This is a genomic window from Flagellimonas zhangzhouensis (assembly GCF_900102925.1).
GTDB classification, from domain to species: domain Bacteria; phylum Bacteroidota; class Bacteroidia; order Flavobacteriales; family Flavobacteriaceae; genus Flagellimonas; species Flagellimonas zhangzhouensis.
The window spans coordinates 16,338-41,600 of the sequence record NZ_FNKI01000006.1 but is presented as its reverse complement, the minus strand read 5'-3'; the positions used below and the strand labels follow the sequence as shown (position 1 = coordinate 41,600).

28 protein-coding genes and 5 tRNA genes are annotated in these 25,263 nt (G+C 39.6%); 25 read left to right on the top strand and 8 right to left on the bottom strand.

What is annotated here, in order from left to right:
- Nucleotides 1-4 precede the first annotated feature (4 nt).
- The 8 genes from trpC to BLQ18_RS15965 form a co-directional block, all read right to left on the bottom strand.
- A complete protein-coding gene (gene trpC, locus BLQ18_RS16000) occupies nt 5-790 on the bottom strand; it encodes an indole-3-glycerol phosphate synthase TrpC (RefSeq protein ID WP_090299123.1) in 786 nt (261 codons plus the stop codon).
- 154 nt (nt 791-944) lie between these two features.
- A complete protein-coding gene (locus BLQ18_RS15995; RefSeq protein WP_090299358.1) occupies nt 945-1,247 on the bottom strand; it encodes a GIY-YIG nuclease family protein in 303 nt (100 codons plus the stop codon).
- A gap of 162 nt (nt 1,248-1,409) precedes the next feature.
- Nucleotides 1,410-2,405, bottom strand: coding sequence for an anthranilate phosphoribosyltransferase (gene trpD, locus BLQ18_RS15990; RefSeq protein WP_090299119.1), 996 nt, complete (start codon nt 2,403-2,405; stop codon nt 1,410-1,412).
- 64 nt (nt 2,406-2,469) lie between these two features.
- A complete protein-coding gene (locus tag BLQ18_RS15985) occupies nt 2,470-3,039 on the bottom strand; it encodes an anthranilate synthase component II (protein WP_090299116.1) in 570 nt (189 codons plus the stop codon).
- Nucleotides 3,040-3,042: 3 nt separating this feature from the next.
- Nucleotides 3,043-4,440 carry an anthranilate synthase component I family protein gene (locus tag BLQ18_RS15980; RefSeq protein WP_090299113.1) on the bottom strand — a complete coding sequence of 466 codons (1,398 nt, stop codon included), beginning with the start codon at nt 4,438-4,440 and terminating at the stop codon, nt 3,043-3,045.
- A 239-nt stretch (nt 4,441-4,679) separates the two neighbouring features.
- Complete coding sequence (locus BLQ18_RS15975; protein ID WP_090299110.1) at nt 4,680-5,252, bottom strand: YceI family protein; 573 nt, start codon at nt 5,250-5,252, stop codon at nt 4,680-4,682.
- A gap of 40 nt (nt 5,253-5,292) precedes the next feature.
- Complete coding sequence (locus BLQ18_RS15970; protein WP_090299355.1) at nt 5,293-5,925, bottom strand: NAD(P)H-dependent oxidoreductase; 633 nt, start codon at nt 5,923-5,925, stop codon at nt 5,293-5,295.
- Between the two features lie 29 nt (nt 5,926-5,954).
- On the bottom strand, nt 5,955-6,401 hold the full coding sequence (locus BLQ18_RS15965; RefSeq protein ID WP_090299105.1) for a MarR family winged helix-turn-helix transcriptional regulator: 447 nt from the start codon (nt 6,399-6,401) through the stop codon (nt 5,955-5,957).
- 134 nt (nt 6,402-6,535) lie between these two features.
- Between BLQ18_RS15965 and BLQ18_RS15960 the strand changes: the two genes are divergently transcribed.
- The 25 genes from BLQ18_RS15960 (at nt 6,536) to rpoB (ending at nt 25,229) form a co-directional block, all read left to right on the top strand.
- A complete protein-coding gene (locus BLQ18_RS15960; RefSeq protein WP_090299102.1) occupies nt 6,536-7,090 on the top strand; it encodes a TlpA family protein disulfide reductase in 555 nt (184 codons plus the stop codon).
- An 8-nt stretch (nt 7,091-7,098) separates the two neighbouring features.
- Nucleotides 7,099-7,737 (top strand): thioredoxin family protein, encoded by a 639-nt coding sequence (locus tag BLQ18_RS15955; protein ID WP_090299100.1) that lies wholly within the window; start codon nt 7,099-7,101, stop codon nt 7,735-7,737.
- 223 nt (nt 7,738-7,960) lie between these two features.
- Nucleotides 7,961-8,272 (top strand): rhodanese-like domain-containing protein, encoded by a 312-nt coding sequence (locus tag BLQ18_RS15950; protein ID WP_090299097.1) that lies wholly within the window; start codon nt 7,961-7,963, stop codon nt 8,270-8,272.
- Between the two features lie 28 nt (nt 8,273-8,300).
- Complete coding sequence (locus BLQ18_RS15945; protein WP_090299093.1) at nt 8,301-9,578, top strand: DUF2851 family protein; 1,278 nt, start codon at nt 8,301-8,303, stop codon at nt 9,576-9,578.
- Between the two features lie 8 nt (nt 9,579-9,586).
- On the top strand, nt 9,587-9,814 hold the full coding sequence (locus BLQ18_RS15940; RefSeq protein ID WP_014033469.1) for a PspC domain-containing protein: 228 nt from the start codon (nt 9,587-9,589) through the stop codon (nt 9,812-9,814).
- 3 nt (nt 9,815-9,817) lie between these two features.
- Nucleotides 9,818-10,825, top strand: a complete 1,008-nt coding sequence (locus BLQ18_RS15935; protein ID WP_090299090.1) for a potassium channel family protein — start codon at nt 9,818-9,820, stop codon at nt 10,823-10,825.
- 85 nt (nt 10,826-10,910) lie between these two features.
- Complete coding sequence (locus BLQ18_RS15930) at nt 10,911-12,587, top strand: alanine/glycine:cation symporter family protein (protein WP_090299087.1); 1,677 nt, start codon at nt 10,911-10,913, stop codon at nt 12,585-12,587.
- Between the two features lie 11 nt (nt 12,588-12,598).
- Nucleotides 12,599-13,453 carry a ComEA family DNA-binding protein gene (locus BLQ18_RS15925; RefSeq protein ID WP_090299084.1) on the top strand — a complete coding sequence of 285 codons (855 nt, stop codon included), beginning with the start codon at nt 12,599-12,601 and terminating at the stop codon, nt 13,451-13,453.
- 10 nt (nt 13,454-13,463) lie between these two features.
- Nucleotides 13,464-14,633 carry an acyl-CoA dehydrogenase family protein gene (locus tag BLQ18_RS15920; RefSeq protein ID WP_090299080.1) on the top strand — a complete coding sequence of 390 codons (1,170 nt, stop codon included), beginning with the start codon at nt 13,464-13,466 and terminating at the stop codon, nt 14,631-14,633.
- Nucleotides 14,634-14,725: 92 nt separating this feature from the next.
- A complete protein-coding gene (gene rpsU, locus BLQ18_RS15915; RefSeq protein ID WP_090299076.1) occupies nt 14,726-14,920 on the top strand; it encodes a 30S ribosomal protein S21 in 195 nt (64 codons plus the stop codon).
- Nucleotides 14,921-15,019: 99 nt separating this feature from the next.
- Nucleotides 15,020-15,910, top strand: a complete 891-nt coding sequence (locus tag BLQ18_RS15910) for a tyrosine-type recombinase/integrase (RefSeq protein WP_090299073.1) — start codon at nt 15,020-15,022, stop codon at nt 15,908-15,910.
- A gap of 54 nt (nt 15,911-15,964) precedes the next feature.
- Nucleotides 15,965-16,267, top strand: a complete 303-nt coding sequence (gene hpf, locus BLQ18_RS15905; RefSeq protein WP_090299070.1) for a ribosome hibernation-promoting factor, HPF/YfiA family — start codon at nt 15,965-15,967, stop codon at nt 16,265-16,267.
- A 99-nt stretch (nt 16,268-16,366) separates the two neighbouring features.
- Nucleotides 16,367-16,440: transfer RNA gene (locus BLQ18_RS15900), tRNA-Thr, on the top strand.
- Between the two features lie 22 nt (nt 16,441-16,462).
- Nucleotides 16,463-16,545: transfer RNA gene (locus tag BLQ18_RS15895), tRNA-Tyr, on the top strand.
- An 83-nt stretch (nt 16,546-16,628) separates the two neighbouring features.
- Nucleotides 16,629-16,701, top strand: a tRNA-Gly gene (locus tag BLQ18_RS15890).
- Between the two features lie 90 nt (nt 16,702-16,791).
- Nucleotides 16,792-16,863: transfer RNA gene (locus tag BLQ18_RS15885), tRNA-Thr, on the top strand.
- A 48-nt stretch (nt 16,864-16,911) separates the two neighbouring features.
- Nucleotides 16,912-18,099 (top strand): elongation factor Tu, encoded by a 1,188-nt coding sequence (gene tuf / locus BLQ18_RS15880; protein WP_090299067.1) that lies wholly within the window; start codon nt 16,912-16,914, stop codon nt 18,097-18,099.
- A 70-nt stretch (nt 18,100-18,169) separates the two neighbouring features.
- Nucleotides 18,170-18,242, top strand: a tRNA-Trp gene (locus tag BLQ18_RS15875).
- Nucleotides 18,243-18,341: 99 nt separating this feature from the next.
- On the top strand, nt 18,342-18,530 hold the full coding sequence (gene secE / locus BLQ18_RS15870) for a preprotein translocase subunit SecE (RefSeq protein WP_090299063.1): 189 nt from the start codon (nt 18,342-18,344) through the stop codon (nt 18,528-18,530).
- An 11-nt stretch (nt 18,531-18,541) separates the two neighbouring features.
- Nucleotides 18,542-19,093, top strand: coding sequence for a transcription termination/antitermination protein NusG (gene nusG / locus BLQ18_RS15865; RefSeq protein ID WP_036383134.1), 552 nt, complete (start codon nt 18,542-18,544; stop codon nt 19,091-19,093).
- 68 nt (nt 19,094-19,161) lie between these two features.
- A complete protein-coding gene (rplK, locus tag BLQ18_RS15860) occupies nt 19,162-19,599 on the top strand; it encodes a 50S ribosomal protein L11 (protein WP_090299059.1) in 438 nt (145 codons plus the stop codon).
- Nucleotides 19,600-19,619: 20 nt separating this feature from the next.
- A complete protein-coding gene (rplA, locus tag BLQ18_RS15855) occupies nt 19,620-20,309 on the top strand; it encodes a 50S ribosomal protein L1 (protein ID WP_090299055.1) in 690 nt (229 codons plus the stop codon).
- A gap of 27 nt (nt 20,310-20,336) precedes the next feature.
- Nucleotides 20,337-20,855, top strand: a complete 519-nt coding sequence (gene rplJ / locus BLQ18_RS15850; RefSeq protein ID WP_090299052.1) for a 50S ribosomal protein L10 — start codon at nt 20,337-20,339, stop codon at nt 20,853-20,855.
- 55 nt (nt 20,856-20,910) lie between these two features.
- On the top strand, nt 20,911-21,291 hold the full coding sequence (rplL, locus tag BLQ18_RS15845; RefSeq protein ID WP_090299050.1) for a 50S ribosomal protein L7/L12: 381 nt from the start codon (nt 20,911-20,913) through the stop codon (nt 21,289-21,291).
- A gap of 128 nt (nt 21,292-21,419) precedes the next feature.
- Nucleotides 21,420-25,229 (top strand): DNA-directed RNA polymerase subunit beta, encoded by a 3,810-nt coding sequence (rpoB, locus tag BLQ18_RS15840; protein WP_090299048.1) that lies wholly within the window; start codon nt 21,420-21,422, stop codon nt 25,227-25,229.
- Nucleotides 25,230-25,263 lie beyond the last annotated feature (34 nt).

The window sequence follows — 25,263 nt, the reverse complement described above, 5'->3', positions numbered from 1 at the left end:
GACGTTAATTTTCTAATTCGTTAATAAATGCTTTTGCACTCGCTCCAGGATTATCTGTTTTCATAAAATTCTCTCCAATCAAAAATCCTTGGTAACCGTATTCTTTTAAATCTCTGATTGCTTCAATGGAACTGATACCGCTTTCGGAAACCTTTACAAATTCATCAGGAATTAGCTGAGAAAGAGTTTTACTGGTTTCCAAACTCACCTTAAAAGTTTTTAGGTTACGATTGTTCACGCCCAACATGTCCAAATTGGGCATCAAGGATTTTTCCAATTCTTCTTCATTGTGCACTTCCAACAACACATCCAAGCCCAAACTTTTGGCCAATTCGGAGTACGCTTTGATTTCTTCTCGGGTCAATATGGCGGCAATCAATAAAATCACATCGGCACCATAGGCTTTGGCTTCCACAATTTGATATTCATCTATAATGAATTCTTTTCGTAGCAATGGGTTGTTCACGGCTGCTCTGGCCAGCACCAAATCATCCAAGGAACCTCCGAAATATTTTCCATCCGTTAAAACCGACATGCCACAAACTCCTGCCTCTGCATAGCCTTTTACCACATTCTGTACATTCAGGCTTTGATTGATTACGGATTTTGATGGGCTACGTCTTTTGTGTTCTGCAATAATTCCTGAATTGCTTTTGCGTAGCACTGCAGCCAATGAAACCGATGTGCGTTCCATAAGCAATGCACTTTCCAATTGGGGAAGTGTAATCAGCTTTTTCTTTAAATCGACTTCCTTGCGTTTGTCGGCTACTATTTTGTCTAGTATGTTCATTTTATTCTTTAGTCATCCCGCACGGATGCTGAGCGAAGTCGAAGCATTATGCGTAATTTTTTATTCTGTTTCTGTTTTCGATTCCTGCTTTCGCAGGAATGGCAATGATCTTGATTCATTGTTAATTGTCATCCCGCACTTGATGCGGGATCCATTAGGAATACCAACCACTAGCTAAATCCTTCCATTTGGGATTTTCTTTTTCAACCAATTCAATTTTCCATTGTCTTTTCCATTTCTTCAGTTGTTTCTCCCTTAGGATTGCCTCATTCACATTTTGATGAACTTCAAAATAAATTGATGTTTTGAGTCCGTACTTTTTTGTGAAACCCTCTACACTACCAGTTTTATGTTCTAGTATTCTACGTTCTAAATCGTTTGTCATGCCAATATATAAGGTGCCATTTGGTATATTGGTTAAGATGTAAACATAATATTCATGAACGTTTTTAATCATTTGTTTTATGGATTCCTGCTTTCGCAGGAATGACACTTATCTTGTTTTTATTTAATTTGTCATTCCGAACTTGATGCGGAATCATTTATTCAATTAGGTTATTGGATTCCTGCTTTCCCATCGGCTACGCTCAGGGTACAACAGGAATGACATTTCATCTCTTTAATTTCTACTCAATTCCTGTAATTTTTTTAATGCTGCCAAACCTTTGCCACTCATCAACGATTCTTGGGCTTTCTCAAAACCTTGTTTTGGCGTCAATCCTTGAACCGTGGCTATGGCTACTCCTGCATTGGCGCATACCACATTGTTTTGTGCTTGGGTACCTTTTCCTTGCAGCACATTCATGAAAATTTGTGCGGATTCAGCAATATCCTCACCACCCACAATTTCTGCTTGAGTTACTTTTTCTACTCCAAAATCGGCAGGTTTCAACATGCTCTCGGTATGGTTAGAAATGGTCTTGGTGTCACCCGTCAACGAAATTTCATCGTAGCCATCCAAGGCATTTAAAATGGTGAATTTCTTATCGGTATTCTGATATAAGTAGCCGTACATTCTGGCCAATTCCAAATTATACACCCCTACCATTTGGTTCTTTGGAAAGGCAGGGTTCACCATAGGTCCCAGCATATTGAAAAAGGTCTTTACCGCCAATTCTCTTCGGATGGGAGCTACATTTTTCATGGCAGGGTGAAAAAGTGGCGCATGCAAAACACAAATGCCAGCTTCTTCAATGGTTTTCTTTAGAAAATCGGCATCATTACTGAATTTGATGCCCAGAAATTCCATCACGTTGCTACTTCCACATTTCGAGGAAACCCCATAGTTACCGTGTTTGGTCACATGGATTCCAGCTCCAGCCGTAACAAAAGATGCCAAGGTGGAAATATTAAAGGTGTCCTTGCCATCCCCGCCCGTTCCGCAAAGATCAATAGGATTGTAATCGGATAGGTCTACCGCCAAACAAAGCTCCAATAGGGCATCGCGGAAGCCTTCCAACTCCTCAATGGTGATACTTCGCATCATGTACACCGTTAAGAATGATGCAATTTGGGAGGTGTTGTAATCTCCCTTGGCAATGTTCACCAATATTTGCTTGGCCTCTTCCTTGGGGAGAATTTCGTGATTGATAAGTTTATTTAAAGTCTCTTTCATTTTTCTTAGATGTGAGAGATTAGATGTTAGATTTTAGAGAACTCTCAATTCTCATATCTCGTTTCTATTTTCTATTGAGCCAATTCTTAAGCATTTGTTTTCCTTCTGGAGTCAATACCGATTCTGGGTGAAACTGCACGGCTGTTACATCATAGGTTTTGTGGCGAAGTGACATTACCTGTCCGTTTTCATCCACGGCAGTAGTTTCCAATTCTTCAGGTAGATTTGGATCAACAACCCAAGAGTGGTAACGCCCCACTTGAATGGTCTTGGGCATGCCCTCATAGATTTGGTCGTCTTTGGTGATTGTTATCTTGGTGTCCACTCCGTGGTACACTTTATCCAGATTCACCAAAGTGCCACCAAATACTTCACCAATCGCCTGCAATCCCAAACAAACCCCAAAAATCCGTTTGGTAGGGGCGTAGGTTTTGATGATTTCTTTCAGCAAGCCTGCTTCATCAGGAATACCTGGCCCAGGGGAAAGCACGATATAATCGAACAGTTCCACTTCATCCAAAGAGAGTTGGTCGTTTCGTTTTACGGTTACTTCACAATCCAAATCTTCCAAATAGTGCACCAAATTGTAGGTGAAACTATCGTAGTTGTCTATCATTAAAATCTTTCTTCCCATGGTCTAGATTGTTTCGGCAATTTCCAATGCCTTGGTCAATGCTCCCAGCTTGTTATAAGTTTCTTGTAATTCGTCTTCAGGGTTGGAGGCGGCCACCAAACCAGCTCCTGCTTGGTAATACAGTTCGTGGTTTTTGCTCAAAAAGGTTCGGATCATAATGGCATGGTTAAAGTTGCCTTCAAAATCCATAAAGCCTATGGCGCCGCCATAATAAGAGCGGCTTGTTTTCTCATATTTTTCAATGAGTTGCATGGCCATGTGTTTTGGCGCTCCGCTCAATGTTCCTGCAGGGAATGTGTCGGCTACCACTTTCATGGTGCTGATGTCTTTCTTTTTTTGTCCTGTTACTTTGGAAACCAAATGAATCACATGGGAGAAATATTGCACTTCACGATAAGTGTCCACATGCACAGTGTTTCCGTTTCGGCTTAGGTCGTTTCGGGCCAAGTCCACCAACATCACATGTTCGCTGTTTTCTTTGTCGTCCTGAGCCAATTTTTTAGCGAGCTCAGCATCTTTTTCATCATTCCCAGTACGTTTGTAAGTGCCTGCGATAGGGTGAATTTCTGCTTTTCCGTCCTTTACGATCAATTGTGCTTCTGGTGAACTTCCGAAAATTTTAAAGTTGCCGTAATCGAAATAGAAAAGGTAAGGGGAGGGGTTGATGGAACGAAGTGCTCGGTACACATTAAATTCGTCCCCTTTAAATTTTTGTTTGAATCTTTTCGAGAGCACCAATTGAAATACATCACCACGTTGACAATGCTTTTTGGCCAACTCTACGTGCTCTTTATACTCTTCATCTTTAAGGTTGGATTCTGGTTCCCCCTCTTTATGGAAATTGTAGGATGAAAATGTACGCACATTGAACAATTGTTCAATTTCATCCACATTACTTTCCGAATCGTAGCAATGAGCAAACAAATAGGCCTCATTTTTAAAATGGTTGATGGCAATAATGTTTTTGTACACCGCATAATAAATATCAGGAATCCTAACGGAATCTTCCTTTTTGGAAATCTCCACATCTTCAAAATAACGAACCGCGTCATAGGCCATGTAACCGAACAGTCCATTGTTGATGAACTTGAAATCGTTTTGGGCAACAGAAAACTTTTGTGAGAAGCTATGGATGACTTCGGTGACATCTATTTCTGGGGTGATTTCAGTGGTTTCTTTGGAACCGTCGGGAAATCGTTGGGTAATAATTTCATCTTCTACCTTAATATAAGCGATGGGATTGCAGCAGATGTACGAAAAACTGTTGTCGTTGGCATGGTAGTCGCTACTTTCCAATAGAATACTGTTCGGGAACTTATCTCGAATTTTAAGATAGACACTCACGGGCGTAATGGTGTCCGCAAGGATTTTTTTGAAGTGGGTCTGTAATTGGTATTTCATAATAGTTCTTAAAAACAAAAAAGGCTTGTCGTGATGACAAGCCTCTTGTATGATTATAATGGGGACTTAGCTCACGACGTTTGACGTAAGTTGTTCCACCACCAGTTATTTGCTGTAAATAATTTCATTGCTTCAAATATAGGGAGGAATTTTTAACTCAGCAATACCCTTTTGTTTTAAAATAAAAAATCCCGCCCAATTTAATTGGGCGGGATTTTTACACACTAAACATGAGTTGCCTACATCTGTAGATCAACTACCAAATCAAATTCGTCATAGATCAATTTGTCCTTGGCAGTACCAATAATCCCCGATCCGTATTTTACGTCGTACTTTGTTCTGTCTACTTTCAAAGAAGCAGTTGCTTTGTCTCCGTAAACGGAAACATCGAAAGTTACAGGCTCGGTAGTTCCTTTAATAGTAAGGTCACCTGTTACGGCATACGAATTTTTACCAGTAGCTTTCACTTTAGTGAAAACCAATTTGGCTGTTGGGTGGTTGGCAGTTCCGAAGAAATCATCAGATTTCAAGTGACCGTCCAACTGACCTTTGTAATCACCTTCCAAATCGGTAGTGTTGATGCTGGTCATATCCACAACAAATTCACCACCTACCAATTTTTCACCGTCAAATTGCAAAGCACCAGATTTTAGGGAGATAGTTCCATTGTGAGAACCACCAACTTTGTAACCTTTCCAGGTAACAGTGCTTTCAGAAGTTTTTACTTCTTTGGTTTCTTTAACGATTGGATTTGCGATTGCAGAAGCTCCAAAAAGGGTGATCAAGGCTAAACTTAAAATTCTCTTTTTCATGATTGTTTAAATATCTGTTTTAATTGTAATTGTTTAATACTTATATAAGGGTAAATAATTCTTCTTCTGATCTGCGTACTTTGGCGTAATGCTGGGTATCATCTTCTTCAGAACGGTAACCTACGGCCAATACCACTGCGGCTTTAAGATTTTTGTCAGTTAGGCCAAGAATCTCATTGTATTGCTCAGCTTCAAAACCTTCCATAGGACAAGTATCGATTTTTAACTCAGCTGCCGCTTGCATAGCATTACCAAAAGCGATGTATGCTTGTCTTGCTGTCCAGTTGTTTTTGGTTTCGGTTGGAAGATTGACCAATTTGGATTTCATAAAATCTGCATATCCATTCAAGTTTTCAGCAGGAATACCACGAGTTTCACTCACATTGGTGATATAATCGTCTACCAACTCATCACCAAAATCTGCGAAATTGGCAAAAACGATGATGTGAGATGCATCAGTAAGTTGTGACTGTCCCCAAGAAGCTGCTTTAAGTTGCTCTTTTACCTCTGGATTGGAAATCACCAATACATGATACGGTTGAAGCCCATAGGAAGAAGCGCTCAAACGGGTTGCTTCCAATAAGGTGTTCAAATCCTCTTCCGATACTTTTTTAGAGGTATCAAATTTTTTGGTGGCATAGCGCCAGGTTCTATTTTCTAGTACAGTACTCACTTTATCTTCTATTGCTGTGCTCATGCTATTTAAAATTTATCTAGTAATTCGTTTAATTTTTCTAAATCTTCTGTGTTGAAATTCTGATAGATTTCCTCGTGGGCTTTTTCTAAGGAAGCATCCATTTGCTCCAAAGCTTTAAGTCCAGATTCAGTAATCACAATCTCAACTTTTCTTCTGTTGGAGGGACATACGGCACGATCCACAAACCCTTTGATCAAAAGTTTGTCGACCAAGCGTGTGGTATTGCTCATTTTGGTCACCATCCGTTCATTTAAGGTGGATAAGTTCGCGGGTTGGCCCTTTTGTCCTCTCAATATGCGTAGCACATTAAATTGTTGCAGGGAAACTTCAAAGGGTTTTAGGGCACTGTTCATGGTTTCGTTGATTTTATTGTGTACCAACTGCATATGAATCAATGTTCTGGGTTCCAGTGGAATTTCCTTCGAGGTTTTTATAATCTCTTCAACATTCATGTCTAAACAATATTTGTATATACAAATGTATGTGATTATTTCATTTCCAACCAAATTTTTATTCGATAAATTTTTGTTAAAGAGTGGATTGGGAAGCTTTTGCTTTGTATTTTTAAGAGTGTAAAATACAGATAATGAATAGGTTATTTATCCTTTTGACGGTTTTGGTATTGATTTTCAGCTGTAAAGACCAAAAAGCAAAAAATAACGAGGTAGCGGATTCCAGTTTAGTTGAAAGTAGTACAAATAATACCAAGGATGAAGCCGATGTCAAATTCCCCGTATATGATTTCAATGCATTTGAACCGTTGTTACATAAAGATGACGGCATCACTTACATTGTTAATTTCTGGGCTACTTGGTGCCAACCCTGTATTGAAGAAATGCCGCATTTTGAAAGAGTAAATGCAGAACAAAAAGAAAATAATGTAAAAGTAATTCTAGTCAGTTTGGACATGCCCAACATGTGGAAATCTCGATTGGAGCCTTATGTGGAAAAAAAAGATATCCAATCCGAGGTGGTGATTTTGGACGACCCGAAACAAAATGTGTGGATTCCAAAGGTATCCGAGGAGTGGGGCGGAGCCATTCCTGCTACCTTAATATATAATAAGGATAAACGAAGTTTTTATGAAAGGGGCTTCACCTATGAAGAACTGAACGAAGAATTAAGCAAATTCACCAAATAAAAAGAGCTATGAAATCAAACAAAATACTTGGAATAGTGGCCTTGTTGCTGCTTGTTGGAGCATCACTGGCCATGGGAGTTATAAGTTCGGAGGAAATTTCTCCTTTGGAAGCAGGATATGAAGTGGGCGATATTGCTACGGATTTTTCTTTGAAAAACGTGGACGGAAAAATGGTTTCGCTTTCAGATTACAAAAGTGCAAAGGGCTATTTAGTAATTTTTACCTGTAATACGTGCCCTTATGCCCAAGCCTACGAGGATAGAATCATTGCTTTAGATGCCAAATATAAATCTAAAGGAGTTCCTGTTGTGGCCATTATGCCAAACAACCCATCCAAGAAACCAGGCGATAGCTTTGATAAAATGAAGGAACGAGCATCGGACAAAGGTTTTTCTTTTCCTTATTTAATTGATGCAGGTCAAAAAGTGTATCCACAATACGGTGCTACACGAACACCCCATGTATTTTTATTGGAGAAGACATCAAAAGGGAATGAGGTAAAGTACATTGGTGCCATTGACGATAATTACCAAGATGCCGCCAGTGTTGATGAAAAATTTGTGGAGAATGCAGTGGATGCTATGTTGGCTGGGAAAGAAGTTCCGTTAAAGACAACCAAGGCTATTGGATGCGGGATAAAAGCTTGATTTGAAAAATAAAATAGATGAAAATCCGGGGTAATGCTCCGGATTTTTTGTTTCGCTGAATTAGAATCCACTGAAATTCGTCAACCTGAACTAGTTTCAGGTTCCCATCTTCATATATTTTAAAAGTTCATGAGATTCCGAAATAAATTCGGAATGACGCACAAAAGCAATTATTTTATCTAAAAGATATTCGTTTATTTTGTTGCCATATAAATAAAATAAAATGTCAGATTTATCACAAGAAGAGTGGGAAGAACAATTGCAAAATGATGAAAACGCCATCATTTTGGACGTAAGAACTCCTGAAGAAGTTGAAGAAGGATATATTCCAGGTGCCATTAATATAGATATTTATTTGGGGCAGGAATTTTTGGCGGAAGTGGACAAGTTGGACAAGTCCAAGAATTTTTACGTGTACTGCAGGTCTGGTAACCGTAGCGGTCAGGCATGTGCCATTATGAACAGTATTGGAATAGCGAATGCATATAATTTGGAAGGTGGCTTTATGAACTGGGAAGGAGATAGGGAAGAGTAAACGGGCACCCTCCATCAATCCCAAATCGATGCGAGAAGACCTACTATATTTTATGTGGAAGCACAACAAGCTTCCAACAAAACAATTGTGCACAGGCAATAAGGAATCGGTGACCATAAAGTCACCTGGGTTCCAAAACAAATTGGCTGGCCCCGATTTTTTCAATGCACAAGTTGAAATAAACGGACAGTTATGGGCTGGTAATGTAGAGATGCACCTTAAATCTTCGGATTGGTATGCTCACCATCACGAAACTGATGAAAATTACAACAATGTCATCCTCCATGTAGTTTGGGAAGATGACATTGCTGTTTTTAGGAAAGACGGCACCCGAATTCCCGCTTTAGAGGTGCAACACTTTGTTTCGCACGAGTTGTTGAAAAGTTATCAGAATCTTTTCGAAAAGTCTAAAGTCACTTTTATTAATTGTGAAAGGGATTTAGGAGGCGTAGACAATTTCTTGTTCGAAAATTGGTTGCACCGCCTGTACATTGAAAGAATGGAAGAAAAGTCAAAATTAGTTTTTGAATTACTGGAAGCATCAAAAAATGATTGGGAGGCTGTTCTATTTATAATGCTAGCTAAGAATTTTGGATCCAAAGTAAATGGCTCCTATTTTTTGGAACGAGCAAAACAGCTGGATTTTTCCATTATTCGGAAAGTATCGAACTCACCACAACAATTGGAAGCTTTGCTTTTTGGTCATTTTGGACTTTTGGAGGTTGAATGCAATGACACCTATTTTATTCAGCTTAAAAAGGAGTATGATTATTTAACACGAAAATTTGGATTATCGGCTCCTTCCTCAAAACCCAACTTCTTTGGATTGAGGCCTCATAATTTCCCAACGATCAGAATTTCGCAATTGGTTAATATATATAAAGGTAAACATCAGTTTTTTGCCCATTTGATGACCTTGAAGACCAAGGAGCAGGTGTTCGATGCTTTTCAGGTGGAAGCTGGAACGTATTGGGAAGACCATTTTACCTTTGGTAAGATATCCAAGAAAAGCAAAAAGCGTATTTCAAAGTCGTTTATCGATTTGATCATCCTCAATACTTTGGTGCCATTGCGGTTTTGTTATGCCAAACACTTGGGCAATGAAGACCATGAAGATTTGATTGCCCTTATGGCTCAAGTTGAAAGTGAGCAGAATTCCATCATCAAAAATTTTGATAAACTGGGACATGAAACTAAAAATGCAATGGAAAGCCAAGCCAAATTGACCCTGTACCAATCGTATTGCGCAAAAAATAAATGCCTGCAATGTGCCGTGGGTACCCAATTATTGAATAGAAATATATAATTTTAGGTATGTCTTTATTTTATAATACCCTTTATTATTTTCAAAAGCGAGGTTTTGAGGTGTGCAGGCGCATCGCGGAGCGACTTGGTATTCGGGCTAGGGTAGTGCGAACCAGCTTTATTTATCTCACTTTTGTAACCTTGGGTTTTGGCTTTGCCCTATACCTATTTATCGCATTTTGGCTTCGCATAAAAGATTTGATCTACACCAAACGAACTTCCGTTTTTGACCTCTAATTTATGATTCGATTACTTCGCTCCAAAATAGTATTGGCACTTTCCTTAATGGCTACAGTGCTTGTATTTGGTGTGGTGGGGTATAAATTAATTTCTGATTTTACTTGGATAGAGGCATTGTACATGACCATTATCACGGTGACCACCGTTGGTTTTTCCGAAGTACGCCCCTTAGATGCGGATGCAAAGATTTTTACCGTATTTTTAATCGTAACCAGTGTTTTTATTTTTGGTTTTGCCATTTCGGTGGTTTCGGAATATATCTTGGGTCGAAATCAACTCGAACTCTTAAAAAAGAAAAAAGTGAAAAAGCAAATAGATAGTCTCTCAAACCATGTGGTCGTTTGCGGATTTGGTAGAAATGGCATGCAGGCCGCGGAAAAGCTAATGGCCTATAAAAAACCCTTTGTGGTTATTGAAAAGGATAAGGAGATTATTGAGAGACATGAAGAGGAAATATTGTTTGTTGAGGGAGATGCCAATGAGGATGAGGTGCTGATGGAGGCAGGTATCGATCGTGCCCAATATTTGATCACGGCCGTACCTGATGATGCCGCCAACCTTTTTATAGTGCTCTCCGCACGACAATTAAACAAAAAACTATTCATTATAAGTAGAGCTTCACAAGTAACCTCCCTTAAAAAACTACAATTTGCTGGAGCGGACAAAGTGATTATGCCCGATAAAATTGGGGGGGACCACATGGCTTCCTTAGTGGTAATGCCCGACTTGATCACCTTTATGGACAAGTTGTCCATAGAAGGGGAGCATACCACCAATTTAGAGGAGGTAGAAATAGAGGATTTTACCAATCAAATGGATTGTCATTCGCTACGGGATTTAGATCTTCGAAGAAAAACGGGATGTACTATTATAGGTTATATAGATCCAGAAGGTAAGTACATAATCAACCCAGAAGCAGATATGGTTTTGCAACCCAAAAGCAAGGTGATTGTGTTGGGTAGGCCAGAACAAATAAGAAAACTCAACGAAATGTTTCAGATTGGATAGGTTTAACAATCATTAATTTTTTTCCGTTGAAATTTTTTAGGATATTGGGGCCTTTACAAAAAACTAACATAACCAAAACATTATTATGAAGTATAAGCTTCTATCTATTTGCTCAATTTTTTTACCCTTAATGTCCATGGCCCAAGAGGCGCAGGAAGTGGGAATCGACGAAAAAATTGATAAAGTTTTTGGAGACCTCACAGGTTGGTTCGTAAACTTCATTTTTTACCAAATCCCCTTTTCAGAGAACATTAAAATTTATTGGGTGCTGTTCCCATTGATCTTAGGAGCAGGTTTCTTTACTTTCTATTTTAAATTTATCAATTTCACTGGTGTTGTTACTGCTATTAAGGTGGTAATGGGCAAGTATGAGGATATTGAAAAGTACGGTGCAAAGGAGTTGTATGGTGAAGACGGAATTGCTGCTGGGGTTGATATGAACAAGGTTGAAAGTCTAGACAAGCATTTGGCCGATAACCAAGATGAAATTGTAGTTGACGGAGATATTATTGACACTATTAGGGATGAAAGTTCCAATGGAGAAGTGTCACACTTCCAGGCATTGACAGCGGCTTTATCTGCCACTGTAGGTTTGGGTAATATTGCTGGTGTTGCGGTAGCAGTTTCCATTGGTGGAGCTGGTGCAACTTTTTGGATGATTGTAGCTGGTCTTTTGGGAATGGCTTCAAAATTTGTTGAATGCACGTTGGGTGTAAAATATCGTGATGTTGGTCCTGATGGAACCATATTTGGTGGTCCTATGTATTACCTTAATAAAGGTTTAAAAAATAAGACGCTAGGAAAAGTATTGGCCGGTGCATTTGCAATAATGTGTATTGGAGGATCCTTTGGTGGTGGTAACATGTTTCAAGTAAACCAAGCTGTTCAGCTTTTTGAAAATATGACCGGAGGTACCGAATCCTTTCTTTACGGATATCGTTGGGCCTTTGGTGTGGTGATGGCCATTTTGGTCGGTATCGTAATTATTGGTGGAATTAAATCCATTGCCAAGGTTACCGATAAGATTGTTCCATTTATGGTAGTAATCTATGTGGGTGCTTCCTTATTTGTATTGGTTGCCAGATATGATATGATTGGTTGGGCCTTTGGACAAATATTTGAAGGTGCTTTTGCTCCAGTTGGAATTGTTGGTGGTGCCGTGGGTGTAATGATCCAAGGTTTCCGAAGAGCAGCATTCTCCAATGAGGCAGGTGTAGGTTCGGCTTCCATTGCCCACTCTGCGGTACGTACAAAATATCCTGCTTCGGAAGGATTGGTAGCATTGTTGGAACCATTTATTGATACTGTTGTGGTTTGTACCATGACAGCGTTGGTATTGATCATCACTGGAAATGTGGATCCAAGCAACGCAAGTTTGAATGATGCTGATGCAATTTTGTTGACATCTGGTGCATTTGAATCCGTTATTAGCTGGTTCCCTTATGTGCTAACTGTTGCTGTGGTATTGTTTGCTTTCAGTACTCAGATTTCATGGTCTTACTATGGATATCAAGCTTGGGCATATCTGTTTGGTCGAACCAAAAGAACCGAATACACCTATAAAATTATATTCTGTTTGTTTGTAATTGTTGGTGCTTCTGCAAGTTTAGGATCTGTGATTGGATTCTCTGATGCCATGATATTTGGTATGATGGTGCCGAACATGGTGGGTATTGTTATACTTGCCCCAAAAGTAAAAGCCGAACTCAAGAAATATATGGGTGCTATTAAATTGAAAGCTAAGGCGATTACCGAAGATTAAAATTTAATTCGATGATTTATAAATCCCACTTCAGGTTCAATAAACAAGAACGAAGTGGGATTTTCTTTTTATTGCTGATTCTGGTCGGATTTCAAATTGGCTATTTCTACTTAAAATCAAAACCCTTTTCTGGGCCGACCCATTTTGCACTTAATGAAGTTGAGCAGGGACAATTGGATAGTCTACGAGCACAATTAATAGTTGAGGAGGAAAAAATATTCCCATTCAACCCAAATTACATTTTAGATTATAAAGGATATACTTTGGGTATGTCTCCTGAAGAATTAGATAGGCTTCATACTTATCGTGAACAAGGTAAGTTTGTGAATTCGGTTGAAGAATTTCAGCAAATCACACACATCTCGGATTCACTGCTGGAATTGATCTCACCATCTTTTAAATTTCCTCAATGGAAGAACAGTCAGGCATCTTCTCAAAAAAAATCTGCACCAAACAAAACCACAGTTATAATTAAGGATTTGAACAAAGCCACTGCAGAGGAATTGGAAAGTGTTTATGGCATCGGAGCAACCCTCTCCAAACGAATTATAAAATTTAGAGATCGACTGGGCGGCTTCTTGGTGAACGAACAATTGTACGATGTGTATGGATTGCAACCTGAAGTGGTAGAAAAAACTTTGCGTAATTTTCAGGTTAAGATGGTGCCTAATGTTAATAAGATCAATCTGAACAAGGCGGATGTCTCTCAATTGTCCCAATTAATATATATCCCCAAATCACTTGCTTATACTATTATTGAATATCGCAACCTCAAAGGAGCATTTACATCATTTCAAGAATTAGGAAATGTGGATGGGTTTCCAGCCGAAAAATTGGATAGAATAGCTTTATATTTGTCTCTTTAAAATAGGAGGTATGATCGATATGTACTTCACGGAAGAGCATAACTTGTTCCGGGAAAGTTTGAAGGATTTTTTACAGAAAGATGTTGTTCCCCACATTGAAAAATGGGAAGAATCTGGTCAGATAGACCGATTTATTTGGAACAAGTTTGGGGAGATGGGCTACTTTGGCCTTATGACCCCCGAGGAATATTCTGGATTGGGACTGGACCTATTTTATACCGTTATTTTTCTTGAAGAGCTTCAAAAAATAAATTCTGGTGGTTTTGCTGCGGCCATGTGGGCGCATCAATATTTGGCAATGACCTATTTGAACAAGCTAGCCAATGAAGATCAAAAGAGGGCTTATCTAGAGCCTAGTGTTCTTGGTGATAAAATTGGTGCTTTAGGAGTTTCTGAGCCATTTGGGGGTAGCGATGTGGCGGCCATGCGCACCACTGCTGAGAAAAAAGGAGATGTATATATTGTAAATGGTTCTAAGACCTTCATTACCAATGGAGTTTATGGGGACTATATTGTTCTTGCAGCAAAAACAGATAAAGATGCTGGCCATAAAGGCATCAGTATGTTTATTGTTGATAAAAATGCAAAAGGTGTTTCCGCAAGTAAATTAAATAAATTAGGTTGGCGAGCTTCCGATACCGCTGAGTTGGCTTTTGATAATGTTGAGGTCCCTGTAGCAAACTTGTTGGGGAGAGAGAATGCTGGCTTTAATTATATTATGGAGGCCTTTGCATTGGAACGCTTGGTCATGGGTATCAATGCTCATGCAAGAGCGGAATATGCGTTGGATTATGCTTTGCAATATATGTCTGAACGTGCAGCATTTGGCAAAACCATTGATCAGTTTCAGGCATTGCGTCACAAATTGGTAGACCTGCATTCCGATATGTTGTTATGCAAACAGTTTAATTATGCAACAGTGGCCCAAATGGAAAAAGGAGCTTATGTTGTGAAGGAAGCAACTATTTCCAAATTGAAATCCACACAAATGGCCGATGAGGTCATGTATAATTGCCTCCAGTTTTTAGGCGGGTATGGGTATATCGAAGATTACCCGATGGCGCGCTTAAGCCGAGATAGTAGATTGGGCCCAATTGGTGGAGGTACTTCTGAAATTTTGAAGGAAATATTGGCTAAAATTATCATAGATAAAAAGGAATACAAAAAGCCAACTATTTAGGTAATATTGAAAAAAATAAAATATTTCTTTTCAGGTTGAAGAACCTTTGTATATTTGCAAACCAAAATTTTAAAGAAAGGAGGTTGTAGCCCATGTTAATTATACCAGTAAAAGAAGGAGAAAACATCGATAGAGCATTAAAGCGTTTTAAGCGTAAGTTCGACAGAACAGGAACAATGCGTCAGTTGAGAAGCAGACAGCAGTTCACTAAGCCTTCTGTGGAGCGTAGAGCTCAGATACAAAAAGCTCAATACATTCAAGGTCTTAGAGATCAAGAAGAAGTATAGGGTATAGCCTACAGAAAATATATTTTAATCCCGTTCCAATTTTGGAGCGGGATTTTTCGTTCTATACCTATAGTGTATTCTAATTGCTACCTTTGGTATATGTCCGTAAGTGCTTTTATCTCTTATTTACGTTTAGAAAAGAATTATTCCGAACACACCATAAAGGCGTATCAAAAGGATATCGATGCATTTTCCAGTTTTTGCGAAACGCAATACGAAGCATCTTCCATTACGCACATAGGTTATCCGCTTATCCGAAATTGGATTGTGGAGCTTTCCCAAAGTGGAGTATCCAACCGAACCATCAATAGGAAAATATCGTCGCTTCAGGCCTATTATAAGTTCTTATTGAAGATAGACGAGATTAAAGTTTCGCCTTTGATAAAACACAAGGCACTTAAAACTGAAAAAAAAGTAGAAATCCCTTTTTCGGAAAAGGAAATGGATGCACTTCTGGGAGAAAATCCGTTCAACGATGATTTCGAGGGTTTACGTGATAAACTAATCATTGATTTGTTGTATGCCACAGGAATGCGAAGAGCGGAACTGGTGAATCTTAAATTGGTAGATGTTGATTTGGCCAATCAAACCCTCAAAGTGTTGGGTAAACGCAATAAAGAACGGATAATTCCCATTTTACCCGCTACCCAACAATGTATAGAACAGTATATGGTAGTACGCTCCAGTCTTAAAAAAGTACAGGATAATTCGTATTTAATATTAACAAAAGAAGGTCTTAAAATTTATGAAACACTTGTTTATCGAACTATAAATAAGTATTTTAGTTTAGTATCCCCCAAGGTAAAAAAGAGCCCGCATATACTCAGGCACACCTTCGCAACACATTTGCTGAACAGGGGGGCAGATTTAAATTCCGTAAAGGAATTATTGGGTCATTCAAGTTTGGCATCTACTCAAGTGTACACGCACAACAGTATCGCTGAACTCAAAAAAGTTCATCAAAAGGCCCATCCAAGAAGCAAGAAATAATATTTCTTGTAATGTTTAACTTCACTGTCTTTGACAGTATAAAAACTACATCTTATGAAAGTAAATGCACAATCGGTAAATTTTGTAGCTGATGGTAAACTCCTAGACTTCGTTCAAAAGCGAATGGACAAGTTGGATTTGTTCTATGACAAGGTCGTAGATTCGGAGGTCTTTTTAAAAGTGGAAAACACTAGTGCAAAGGAGAATAAGATCGTGGAAATCATGGTGTCCGTGCCCAGAGATAGATTGGTGGCAAAAAAACAATGCAAGACCTTTGAAGAGGCTGTTGATTCAGCTTGCAGCTCTTTGGAAAGGCAACTTGTGAAACGAAAAGAAAAATTAAGAGCAAAAGCATAGAAAATTTTTCAAAAATTATTTTGAAACAAAAAAAATATATATACATTTGCAGTCCGTTAGAAATAGCGGGCTTTTTTTGTGAAAAACAAGCGGTAAATTGCCGATGTAGCTCAGCTGGCTAGAGCAGCTGATTTGTAATCAGCAGGTCGTGGGTTCGAGTCCCTCCATCGGCTCGTAAGTTACTGAAAATAAGGCGGGGAGATACTCAAGCGGCCAACGAGGACAGACTGTAAATCTGTTGGTTTTCACCTTCGCAGGTTCGAATCCTGCTCTCCCCACAAAGTTGTTCAGCGGAACAACACAAAAAGGGAAGTTTTTTGAAATAATGGAATCTTTTTTTGGGCTTGTCCCAAAAAAATATGCGGGAGTAGCTCAGTTGGTAGAGCGTCAGCCTTCCAAGCTGAATGTCGCCGGTTCGAACCCGGTCTCCCGCTCTAAGACTTGAAAAATGAATTTCAAGTAAAGGTTGAAGTTTTGGCGAGCTTGACTTGTAACTTTAAACTCTGAACCTGTAAACCAAATAAGCCGGTGTAGCTCAGGGGTAGAGCGTTTCCTTGGTAAGGAAGAGGTCACGGGTTCAATTCCCGTCATTGGCTCAAAACGATTTGTACACTAATATAAACTAAGAATTAAATCATTTTAAAATGGCAAAGGAAACTTTTGATCGTTCCAAACCCCACTTAAATATTGGTACCATTGGACACGTAGATCACGGTAAAACCACATTGACCGCTGCTATCACAACGGTATTGGCAAACGCTGGATTGTCTGAGCTTAGAAGCTTTGACTCCATTGATAACGCTCCTGAGGAGAAAGAGAGAGGTATTACTATCAACACTTCTCACGTTGAGTATCAAACTGCTAACCGTCACTACGCTCACGTTGACTGTCCTGGTCACGCGGATTACGTAAAGAACATGGTTACTGGTGCTGCTCAGATGGACGGTGCTATCTTGGTTGTTGCTGCAACTGATGGTCCAATGCCACAAACTCGTGAGCACATCCTATTGGGGCGTCAGGTAGGTATTCCACGTATCGTTGTTTTCTTGAACAAAGTTGACATGGTGGATGATGAAGAGCTTTTGGAGCTTGTTGAAATGGAAGTAAGAGAGTTGCTTTCTTTCTACGAGTATGATGGTGACAATGGTCCTGTAATCTCTGGTTCTGCACTTGGTGCTTTGAACGGAGAACAAAAATGGGTTGACACTGTAATGGAATTGATGGATGCAGTTGATAACTGGATCGAACTTCCTGCTAGAGATGTTGATAAAGACTTCTTGATGCCAATCGAAGATGTATTCACAATTACTGGTCGTGGTACTGTAGCTACAGGACGTATCGAAACTGGTGTTGCCAACACAGGTGACCCTGTTGAAATCATCGGTATGGGAGCTGAGAAATTGACTTCTACTATCACTGGTGTTGAGATGTTCCGTAAAATTCTTGATAGAGGTGAAGCTGGTGATAACGTAGGTCTTTTGTTGAGAGGTATTGAAAAATCCGACATCAAAAGAGGTATGGTAATCTGTAAGCCAGGTTCTGTTAAGCCACACGCTAAATTCAAAGCTGAGGTTTATATCCTTAAAAAAGAAGAAGGTGGTCGTCACACTCCATTCCACAACAACTACCGTCCACAGTTCTACGTTCGTACAACTGACGTGACAGGTAACATCAACCTTCCTGAAGGAGTTGAAATGGTAATGCCTGGTGATAACTTGACAATCACTGTTGATTTGATTCAGCCAATCGCATTGAGCGTAGGTCTACGATTCGCTATCCGTGAAGGTGGTAGAACAGTAGGTGCTGGTCAGGTTACTGAGATTTTAGATTAATCATTTTACAATAAATAGTACACTAAAGGGTGTCCCGGATTTCTCGGGATACCTTTCAGTGTAATTATAAACGGGTGTAGCTCAGTTGGTAGAGCACTGGTCTCCAAAACCAGGTGTCGGGAGTTCGAGTCTCTCCTCCCGTGCAAAAGGAAAATCGTGGCATAGTGAAGTGAGACAAGAAGTTTATCCCGAGCGTAGTCGAGGGAAGTCTCTCCTCCCGTGCAAGCTAAATACAAGAAATTATGGTCACTTATATAAAGGAATCATTAGAAGAACTAAAGAACAATGTAACATGGTTGGAGCGTTCAAAAGCGTCAAACCTTATGATAATTGTAGCTGTGTTCTCCATTCTGTTTGCATTGGCAACTTGGGGTGTCGATTCTTTGTTCAGTAAGTTGATCACATTGTATTTTGATAAAATAATAGGATAAAGATCGATCGTATGTCTGAGGTACTAGAGAAGAAATGGTATGTAGTAAGAGCGGTCAGTGGTCAGGAGAACAAGATCAAGGGCTATATTGAAAGCGAAGTTGAGAGAGCTGGCTTTGGTGATTACCTTGAAGAAGTACTTGTGCCTACCGAAAAGGTAGTGCAGATTAGAAATGGAAAGAAAATCAACAAAGAGAGAGTTTACTTTCCAGGTTATATTATGATCAAAGCCAATTTAGGTGGTGAAATGGTGCACATTATCCGTTCCATTACCAATGTAATTGGATTTTTAGGTGAAGTAAAAGGTGGTGACCCCGTACCTTTAAGAAAATCGGAGGTAAACCGTATGTTGGGGAAAGTGGACGAGTTGGCTGTCAATACAGACAACGTGGCCATTCCTTTTGTGTTGGGAGAAACGGTTAAGGTAATTGATGGACCTTTCAATGGATTCAATGGAACTGTTGAAAAAATCAATGAAGAAAAGCGTAAGCTTGAGGTGATGGTGAAGATCTTTGGAAGAAAAACACCGTTGGAATTGAGCTATATGCAAGTAGAAAAAGTATAACAAGAGCTGTTACATATATAAAGCTGTGTTGCTTCCAATTGACACAACTTTAAATTTAATTAGAAACAATGGCAAAAGAAGTAGATAAGGTAGTTAAATTACAAGTTAGGGGAGGTGCAGCGAACCCATCGCCACCGGTTGGACCCGCCTTAGGTGCTGCTGGTGTTAACATCATGGAGTTCTGTAAGCAGTTTAATGCTCGTACACAGGACAAGCCAGGTAAAGTATTACCTGTTGTTATCACCGTTTACAAAGACAAATCTTTCGAGTTTGTTGTAAAGACACCACCTGCGGCAGTTCAATTGATGGAAGCGGCTAAGATTAAAAAAGGATCTGGCGAACCTAACAGGGTAAAAAATGGATCAGTAACATGGGATCAAGTAAAGGTAATCGCCGAAGAAAAAATGGTTGATTTAAATGCCTTTACCGTAGAATCTGCAATGAGTATGGTTGCGGGTACTGCAAGATCAATGGGATTGAAAATCGCTGGACAAAGACCCTTTTAAAATCTTAAAGCAATTAAGAAATGGCAAGATTGACTAAAAAGCAAAAAGAGGCCCAATCCAAAATAGACAAGAATAAATTGTATTCTTTGGATGAGGCATCCGCTTTAGTAAAAGAAATTACCAACGTAAAATTTGATGCTTCCATTGATATCGCTGTTCGTTTGGGTGTAGATCCAAGAAAAGCAAATCAAATGGTGCGTGGCGTTGTTACACTTCCTCACGGAACAGGTAAAGACGTTAAAGTTTTAGCATTGGTGACTCCAGACAAAGAAGCAGAAGCTAAAGAAGCTGGTGCAGACTTTGTTGGTTTAGATGAATATTTGGATAAAATTAAAGGCGGTTGGACTGATGTTGATGTAATCATCACCATGCCAAGCGTTATGGGTAAACTAGGTCCATTAGGTAGAATTTTGGGTCCAAGAGGTTTAATGCCCAATCCAAAAACCGGTACAGTAACTATGGATGTTGCAAAAGCAGTATCTGATGTTAAAGCTGGTAAAATCGACTTTAAAGTTGACAAAACAGGTATTGTACACGCTGCAATCGGAAAAGCTTCATTTTCTGCTGATAAAATCGCAGGAAACGCTAAAGAGCTTATCGAGACTTTGGTAAAAATGAAACCATCCGCTGCAAAAGGTGTTTACATGAAGAGTATCTATTTGTCTAGTACCATGAGTCCTAGTGTTCAATTAGATCCAAAAGCAGTTTAATCTAACTGGTAGTTCAATTTTATAACTATGACAAGAGAAGAAAAAGCAACAGTAATAGAAGACTTGACTGCACAGTTGGCCGAAACCCCAAATATTTATTTGGCGGATATATCTGGATTGAATGCCGTGGATACCTCTAACTTAAGAAGAGCGTGTTTTAAGGCAAACATTAAACTTGCGGTAGTAAAGAACACATTGCTTGCAAAGGCAATGGAAGCTTCTGATAAGGAATTTGGTGAACTTCCTGAGGTTTTGAAAGGCAATACATCTATGATGTTGTCCGAAACAGGAAACGCACCTGCGAAACTTATCAAGAACTTTAGAAAAAAATCAGAAAGACCTGTATTGAAAGGAGCTTTTATTGAAGAAGCTGTTTACATCGGGGACGAAAACCTTGACGCACTTGTTAACATCAAGTCTAAAGAAGAGGTTATCGGAGATATTATCGGATTGTTGCAATCACCGGCCAAGAATGTTATTTCTGGTCTTAAATCAGGTGGTGGTAAATTAGCTGGTATTCTTAAAACCCTTTCTGAGAAAGAATAATTCGCGCACAATAAACTAAGTATATTTTTAAAAATTTTTATTAAACGATAGAAAAATGGCAGATTTAAAAGATTTTGCAGAACAGTTGGTAAACCTTACAGTAAAAGAGGTAAATGAGTTGGCCGACATATTGAAAGAAGAATACGGTATTGAGCCTGCAGCTGCTGCAGTAGCTGTTGCCGCTGGTGGTGGAGCCGCAGATGGTGGTGAGGCTGCTGAAGAAAAATCAGAATTTGATGTAATCCTTACCGCTGCCGGTGGTTCTAAATTGGCAGTTGTTAAATTGGTAAAAGAATTGACAGGTCTTGGTCTTAAAGAGGCTAAAGATATCGTTGATAGCGCACCTAAAGCTGTTAAGGAAGCTGTTTCTAAAGACGAAGCAGAAGGTATCAAAAAATCTTTGGAAGAAGCAGGAGCTGAAGTTGAGCTTAAGTAATAGCTTTTCCCATAAAAATTTGGTTAAGGTCTACCCAGTTATTGGTTAGACCTTAGCCTATTTAAATAAGGAGTGTATAAAGTCATACACAAACCCACAAAGTATTCACGTTCAAAATTTGTCCATAGATGTTCACAAACACTATTGAAAGAGTTAATTTCGCATCGGCTAAGAACATACCGGAATACCCGGATTTCTTGGACATTCAGATTAAATCGTTTCAGGATTTCTTCCAATTAGAAACTAAATCTGACGAAAGAGGGAACGAAGGTCTCTACAACACCTTCATGGAGAATTTTCCAATCACTGACACCAGAAACCAGTTTGTACTGGAATTTTTGGATTACTTTATAGATCCACCAAGATATTCCATCCAAGAATGTATAGAGCGTGGACTTACCTATAGCGTACCTTTAAAGGCGCGTCTTAAATTATACTGTACCGATCCAGAGCACGAAGATTTCGAAACCATCGTTCAAGATGTGTATTTGGGAACCATTCCTTACATGACCCCAAGTGGAACATTCGTAATCAATGGAGCTGAAAGAGTTGTGGTTTCTCAGTTGCACAGATCACCAGGTGTGTTCTTTGGGCAATCTTTCCACGCTAACGGTACAAAATTATATTCAGCCAGAGTTATACCTTTCAAAGGTTCTTGGATTGAATTCGCTACCGACATCAACTCGGTAATGTATGCCTACATTGATAGGAAGAAAAAATTACCAGTAACCACTTTGTTCCGTGCCATTGGCTTCGAAAGGGATAAAGATATTTTGGAAATCTTCGACCTTTCAGAAGAAATCAAAGTTTCCAAAGCTGGACTTAAAAAAGTATTGGGCCGTAAATTGGCTGCAAGGGTTTTGAACACTTGGCATGAGGATTTCGTGGATGAAGATACAGGTGAAGTGGTATCCATCGAGCGTAACGAAATCGTTTTGGACCGTGATACAATTTTGGAAAAAGAGCATATCGATGAGATCATTGATGCCGATGTGAAGACAATCTTGCTTCACAAAGAAAACAATGCGCAGTCGGATTATGCCATTATCCACAATACCTTACAAAAAGATCCTACCAACTCTGAAAAAGAAGCGGTAGAACACATTTATAGACAATTGCGTAATGCCGAGCCGCCAGATGAAGAAACTGCGCGTGGTATTATCGATAAATTGTTCTTCTCCGACCAACGTTACAACTTAGGTGAAGTAGGTCGTTATAGAATGAACAAGAAATTGGGCTTGGATATTGGAATGGACAAACAAGTTTTGACCAAGGAAGATATCATTACCATTATCAAGTATTTGATTGAGTTGATCAACTCCAAAGCGGAGATTGATGATATCGATCACTTGTCCAACCGTCGTGTAAGAACCGTTGGTGAGCAATTGTCCTCTCAATTTGGTGTAGGTTTAGCGCGTATGGCTCGTACCATCCGTGAGCGTATGAACGTTCGTGACAATGAAGTGTTTACTCCGATTGATTTGATCAACGCCAAGACTTTGTCTTCCGTGATCAACTCTTTCTTTGGTACCAACCAGTTGTCTCAGTTCATGGATCAGACCAACCCATTGGCAGAGATTACACACAAAAGAAGATTATCCGCACTTGGGCCAGGTGGTCTTTCCCGTGAAAGAGCAGGTTTCGAGGTGCGTGACGTTCACTATACCCACTACGGAAGATTGTGTCCGATTGAGACACCTGAAGGACCGAACATTGGTTTGATCTCTTCACTTTCTGTATTTGCAAAAGTGAACAGCATGGGCTTCTTGGAAACCCCTTACCGCAAAGTTGAAGATGGAAAAGTAGATACGAAAAACCATATCTACCTTAGTGCAGAGGAAGAAGAGGGAATGAAGATTGCCCAGGCCAACATCCCATTAAAGGATGATGGTGAAATTGATACAGATAAGGTAATTGCAAGGGAAGAAGGTGATTTCCCAGTGGTTGATCCAGCTGAAATCCAATATACTGACGTTGCTCCTAACCAGATTGCATCCATCTCTGCATCCTTGATTCCTTTCTTGGAGCACGATGATGCGAACCGTGCACTGATGGGATCAAACATGATGCGTCAGGCCGTACCATTATTGCGTCCTGATTCTCCAATCGTTGGTACTGGTCTTGAAAGACAAGTTGCTACCGATTCTAGAGTATTGATCAATGCTGAAGGAAATGGAGTTGTTGAGTATGTAGATTCTCAGAAAATTACCATTAAATACGACAGAACCGAGGAAGAGCGTTTGGTGAGCTTTGAAGAAGACTCCAAAACGTACACATTGGTGAAGTTTAGAAAAACAAACCAAGGAACCTCCATCAACTTGAAACCTATCGTTAGAAAAGGTGACAAGGTGAAAAAAGGACAGGTACTTTGTGAAGGTTACGCTACAGAAAAAGGTGAATTGGCCTTGGGTAGAAACATGAAAGTGGCCTTTATGCCTTGGAAAGGATACAACTTCGAGGATGCAATCGTAATCTCCGAAAAAGTGGTGCGTGAAGATATCTTTACCTCTATCCACATTGACGAGTACGCATTGGAAGTAAGGGATACCAAATTGGGAGCTGAAGAGTTGACCAACGATATTCCTAACGTATCTGAAGAAGCAACCAAAGATTTGGACGAGTACGGTATGATCCGTATTGGTGCAGAAGTAAAACCTGGTGACATTTTGATCGGTAAGATTACTCCAAAAGGAGAGTCTGATCCAACACCTGAAGAAAAGCTATTGCGTGCCATCTTTGGTGATAAAGCAGGAGATGTGAAAGATGCTTCATTGAAAGCGTCACCATCTTTGAGAGGTGTGGTTATCGATAAGAAATTGTTCTCTCGTTCTATTAAAGATAAGAGAAAACGTTCCGAAGATAAAGAGGCTATCTCAAGATTGGAGATGGACTACGAAGTGAAGTTCCAACAATTGAAAGATGTATTGATCGAGAAATTGTTCGGATTGATCAATGGTAAAACATCTCAAGGTGTAATGAACGATTTGGGTGAAGAAGTACTTCCAAAAGGAAAGAAATACACCATCAAAATGTTGAACGCCGTTGATGATTTTGCTCACTTGGTAGGTGGAAGCTGGACAACTGATGAAGATACCAATCACTTGGTAGCTGATTTGTTGCACAACTACAAAATCAAGTTGAACGACATTCAAGGTAACTTGAGAAGAGATAAGTTTACCATCTCTGTTGGAGATGAACTTCCTGCAGGTATCATGAAGTTGGCTAAAGTTTACATTGCTAAAAAACGTAAACTTAAAGTAGGTGATAAGATGGCAGGTCGTCACGGTAACAAAGGTATTGTGGCCCGTATCGTACGTCAAGAAGATATGCCGTTTTTGGAAGATGGAACCCCAGTGGATATCGTATTGAACCCACTTGGTGTACCTTCAAGGATGAACATTGGTCAGATTTATGAAACTGTTCTTGGTTGGGCAGGTCTTAAATTGGGTCAGAAATATGGAACTCCAATTTTTGATGGTGCTACTTTGGACGAGATCAATGCATTGACCGATAAAGCAGGTGTACCAAGATTTGGACATACCTACCTTTACGACGGTGGAACTGGTCAGCGTTTCGACCAACGTGCAACAGTAGGTGTAATCTACATGTTGAAACTAGGTCACATGGTAGACGATAAGATGCACGCAAGATCTATTGGACCATACTCATTGATCACGCAGCAACCATTGGGTGGTAAAGCCCAGTTTGGTGGTCAGCGTTTTGGAGAAATGGAAGTATGGGCATTGGAAGCTTACGGTGCTTCATCTACCCTAAGGGAAATTTTGACTGTGAAGTCCGATGATGTTATCGGTAGGGCTAAGACCTATGAATCCATCGTGAAAGGCGAAACAATGCCAGAACCTGGATTACCAGAATCTTTCAACGTATTGATGCACGAACTTAAAGGTTTGGGCTTGGATATTAGATTGGAAGAATAGAACACTATACATTAATTATATCACCACCATATTA

Bases quoted from the DNA above. Each gene is read 5' to 3' on its own strand.
- trpC (WP_090299123.1), bottom strand. From the start codon at position 790: ATGAACATACTAGACAAAATAGTAGCCGACAAACGCAAGGAAGTCGAT.
- BLQ18_RS15995 (WP_090299358.1), bottom strand. From the start codon at position 1,247: ATGATTAAAAACGTTCATGAATATTATGTTTACATCTTAACCAATATA.
- trpD (WP_090299119.1), bottom strand. From the start codon at position 2,405: ATGAAAGAGACTTTAAATAAACTTATCAATCACGAAATTCTCCCCAAG.
- BLQ18_RS15985 (WP_090299116.1), bottom strand. From the start codon at position 3,039: ATGGGAAGAAAGATTTTAATGATAGACAACTACGATAGTTTCACCTAC.
- BLQ18_RS15980 (WP_090299113.1), bottom strand. From the start codon at position 4,440: ATGAAATACCAATTACAGACCCACTTCAAAAAAATCCTTGCGGACACC.
- BLQ18_RS15975 (WP_090299110.1), bottom strand. From the start codon at position 5,252: ATGAAAAAGAGAATTTTAAGTTTAGCCTTGATCACCCTTTTTGGAGCT.
- BLQ18_RS15965 (WP_090299105.1), bottom strand. From the start codon at position 6,401: ATGAATGTTGAAGAGATTATAAAAACCTCGAAGGAAATTCCACTGGAA.
- BLQ18_RS15960 (WP_090299102.1), top strand. From the start codon at position 6,536: ATGAATAGGTTATTTATCCTTTTGACGGTTTTGGTATTGATTTTCAGC.
- BLQ18_RS15955 (WP_090299100.1), top strand. From the start codon at position 7,099: ATGAAATCAAACAAAATACTTGGAATAGTGGCCTTGTTGCTGCTTGTT.
- BLQ18_RS15950 (WP_090299097.1), top strand. From the start codon at position 7,961: ATGTCAGATTTATCACAAGAAGAGTGGGAAGAACAATTGCAAAATGAT.
- BLQ18_RS15945 (WP_090299093.1), top strand. From the start codon at position 8,301: ATGCGAGAAGACCTACTATATTTTATGTGGAAGCACAACAAGCTTCCA.
- BLQ18_RS15940 (WP_014033469.1), top strand. From the start codon at position 9,587: ATGTCTTTATTTTATAATACCCTTTATTATTTTCAAAAGCGAGGTTTT.
- BLQ18_RS15935 (WP_090299090.1), top strand. From the start codon at position 9,818: ATGATTCGATTACTTCGCTCCAAAATAGTATTGGCACTTTCCTTAATG.
- BLQ18_RS15930 (WP_090299087.1), top strand. From the start codon at position 10,911: ATGAAGTATAAGCTTCTATCTATTTGCTCAATTTTTTTACCCTTAATG.
- BLQ18_RS15925 (WP_090299084.1), top strand. From the start codon at position 12,599: ATGATTTATAAATCCCACTTCAGGTTCAATAAACAAGAACGAAGTGGG.
- BLQ18_RS15920 (WP_090299080.1), top strand. From the start codon at position 13,464: ATGATCGATATGTACTTCACGGAAGAGCATAACTTGTTCCGGGAAAGT.
- rpsU (WP_090299076.1), top strand. From the start codon at position 14,726: ATGTTAATTATACCAGTAAAAGAAGGAGAAAACATCGATAGAGCATTA.
- BLQ18_RS15910 (WP_090299073.1), top strand. From the start codon at position 15,020: ATGTCCGTAAGTGCTTTTATCTCTTATTTACGTTTAGAAAAGAATTAT.
- hpf (WP_090299070.1), top strand. From the start codon at position 15,965: ATGAAAGTAAATGCACAATCGGTAAATTTTGTAGCTGATGGTAAACTC.
- tuf (WP_090299067.1), top strand. From the start codon at position 16,912: ATGGCAAAGGAAACTTTTGATCGTTCCAAACCCCACTTAAATATTGGT.
- secE (WP_090299063.1), top strand. From the start codon at position 18,342: ATGGTCACTTATATAAAGGAATCATTAGAAGAACTAAAGAACAATGTA.
- nusG (WP_036383134.1), top strand. From the start codon at position 18,542: ATGTCTGAGGTACTAGAGAAGAAATGGTATGTAGTAAGAGCGGTCAGT.
- rplK (WP_090299059.1), top strand. From the start codon at position 19,162: ATGGCAAAAGAAGTAGATAAGGTAGTTAAATTACAAGTTAGGGGAGGT.
- rplA (WP_090299055.1), top strand. From the start codon at position 19,620: ATGGCAAGATTGACTAAAAAGCAAAAAGAGGCCCAATCCAAAATAGAC.
- rplJ (WP_090299052.1), top strand. From the start codon at position 20,337: ATGACAAGAGAAGAAAAAGCAACAGTAATAGAAGACTTGACTGCACAG.
- rplL (WP_090299050.1), top strand. From the start codon at position 20,911: ATGGCAGATTTAAAAGATTTTGCAGAACAGTTGGTAAACCTTACAGTA.
- rpoB (WP_090299048.1), top strand. From the start codon at position 21,420: ATGTTCACAAACACTATTGAAAGAGTTAATTTCGCATCGGCTAAGAAC.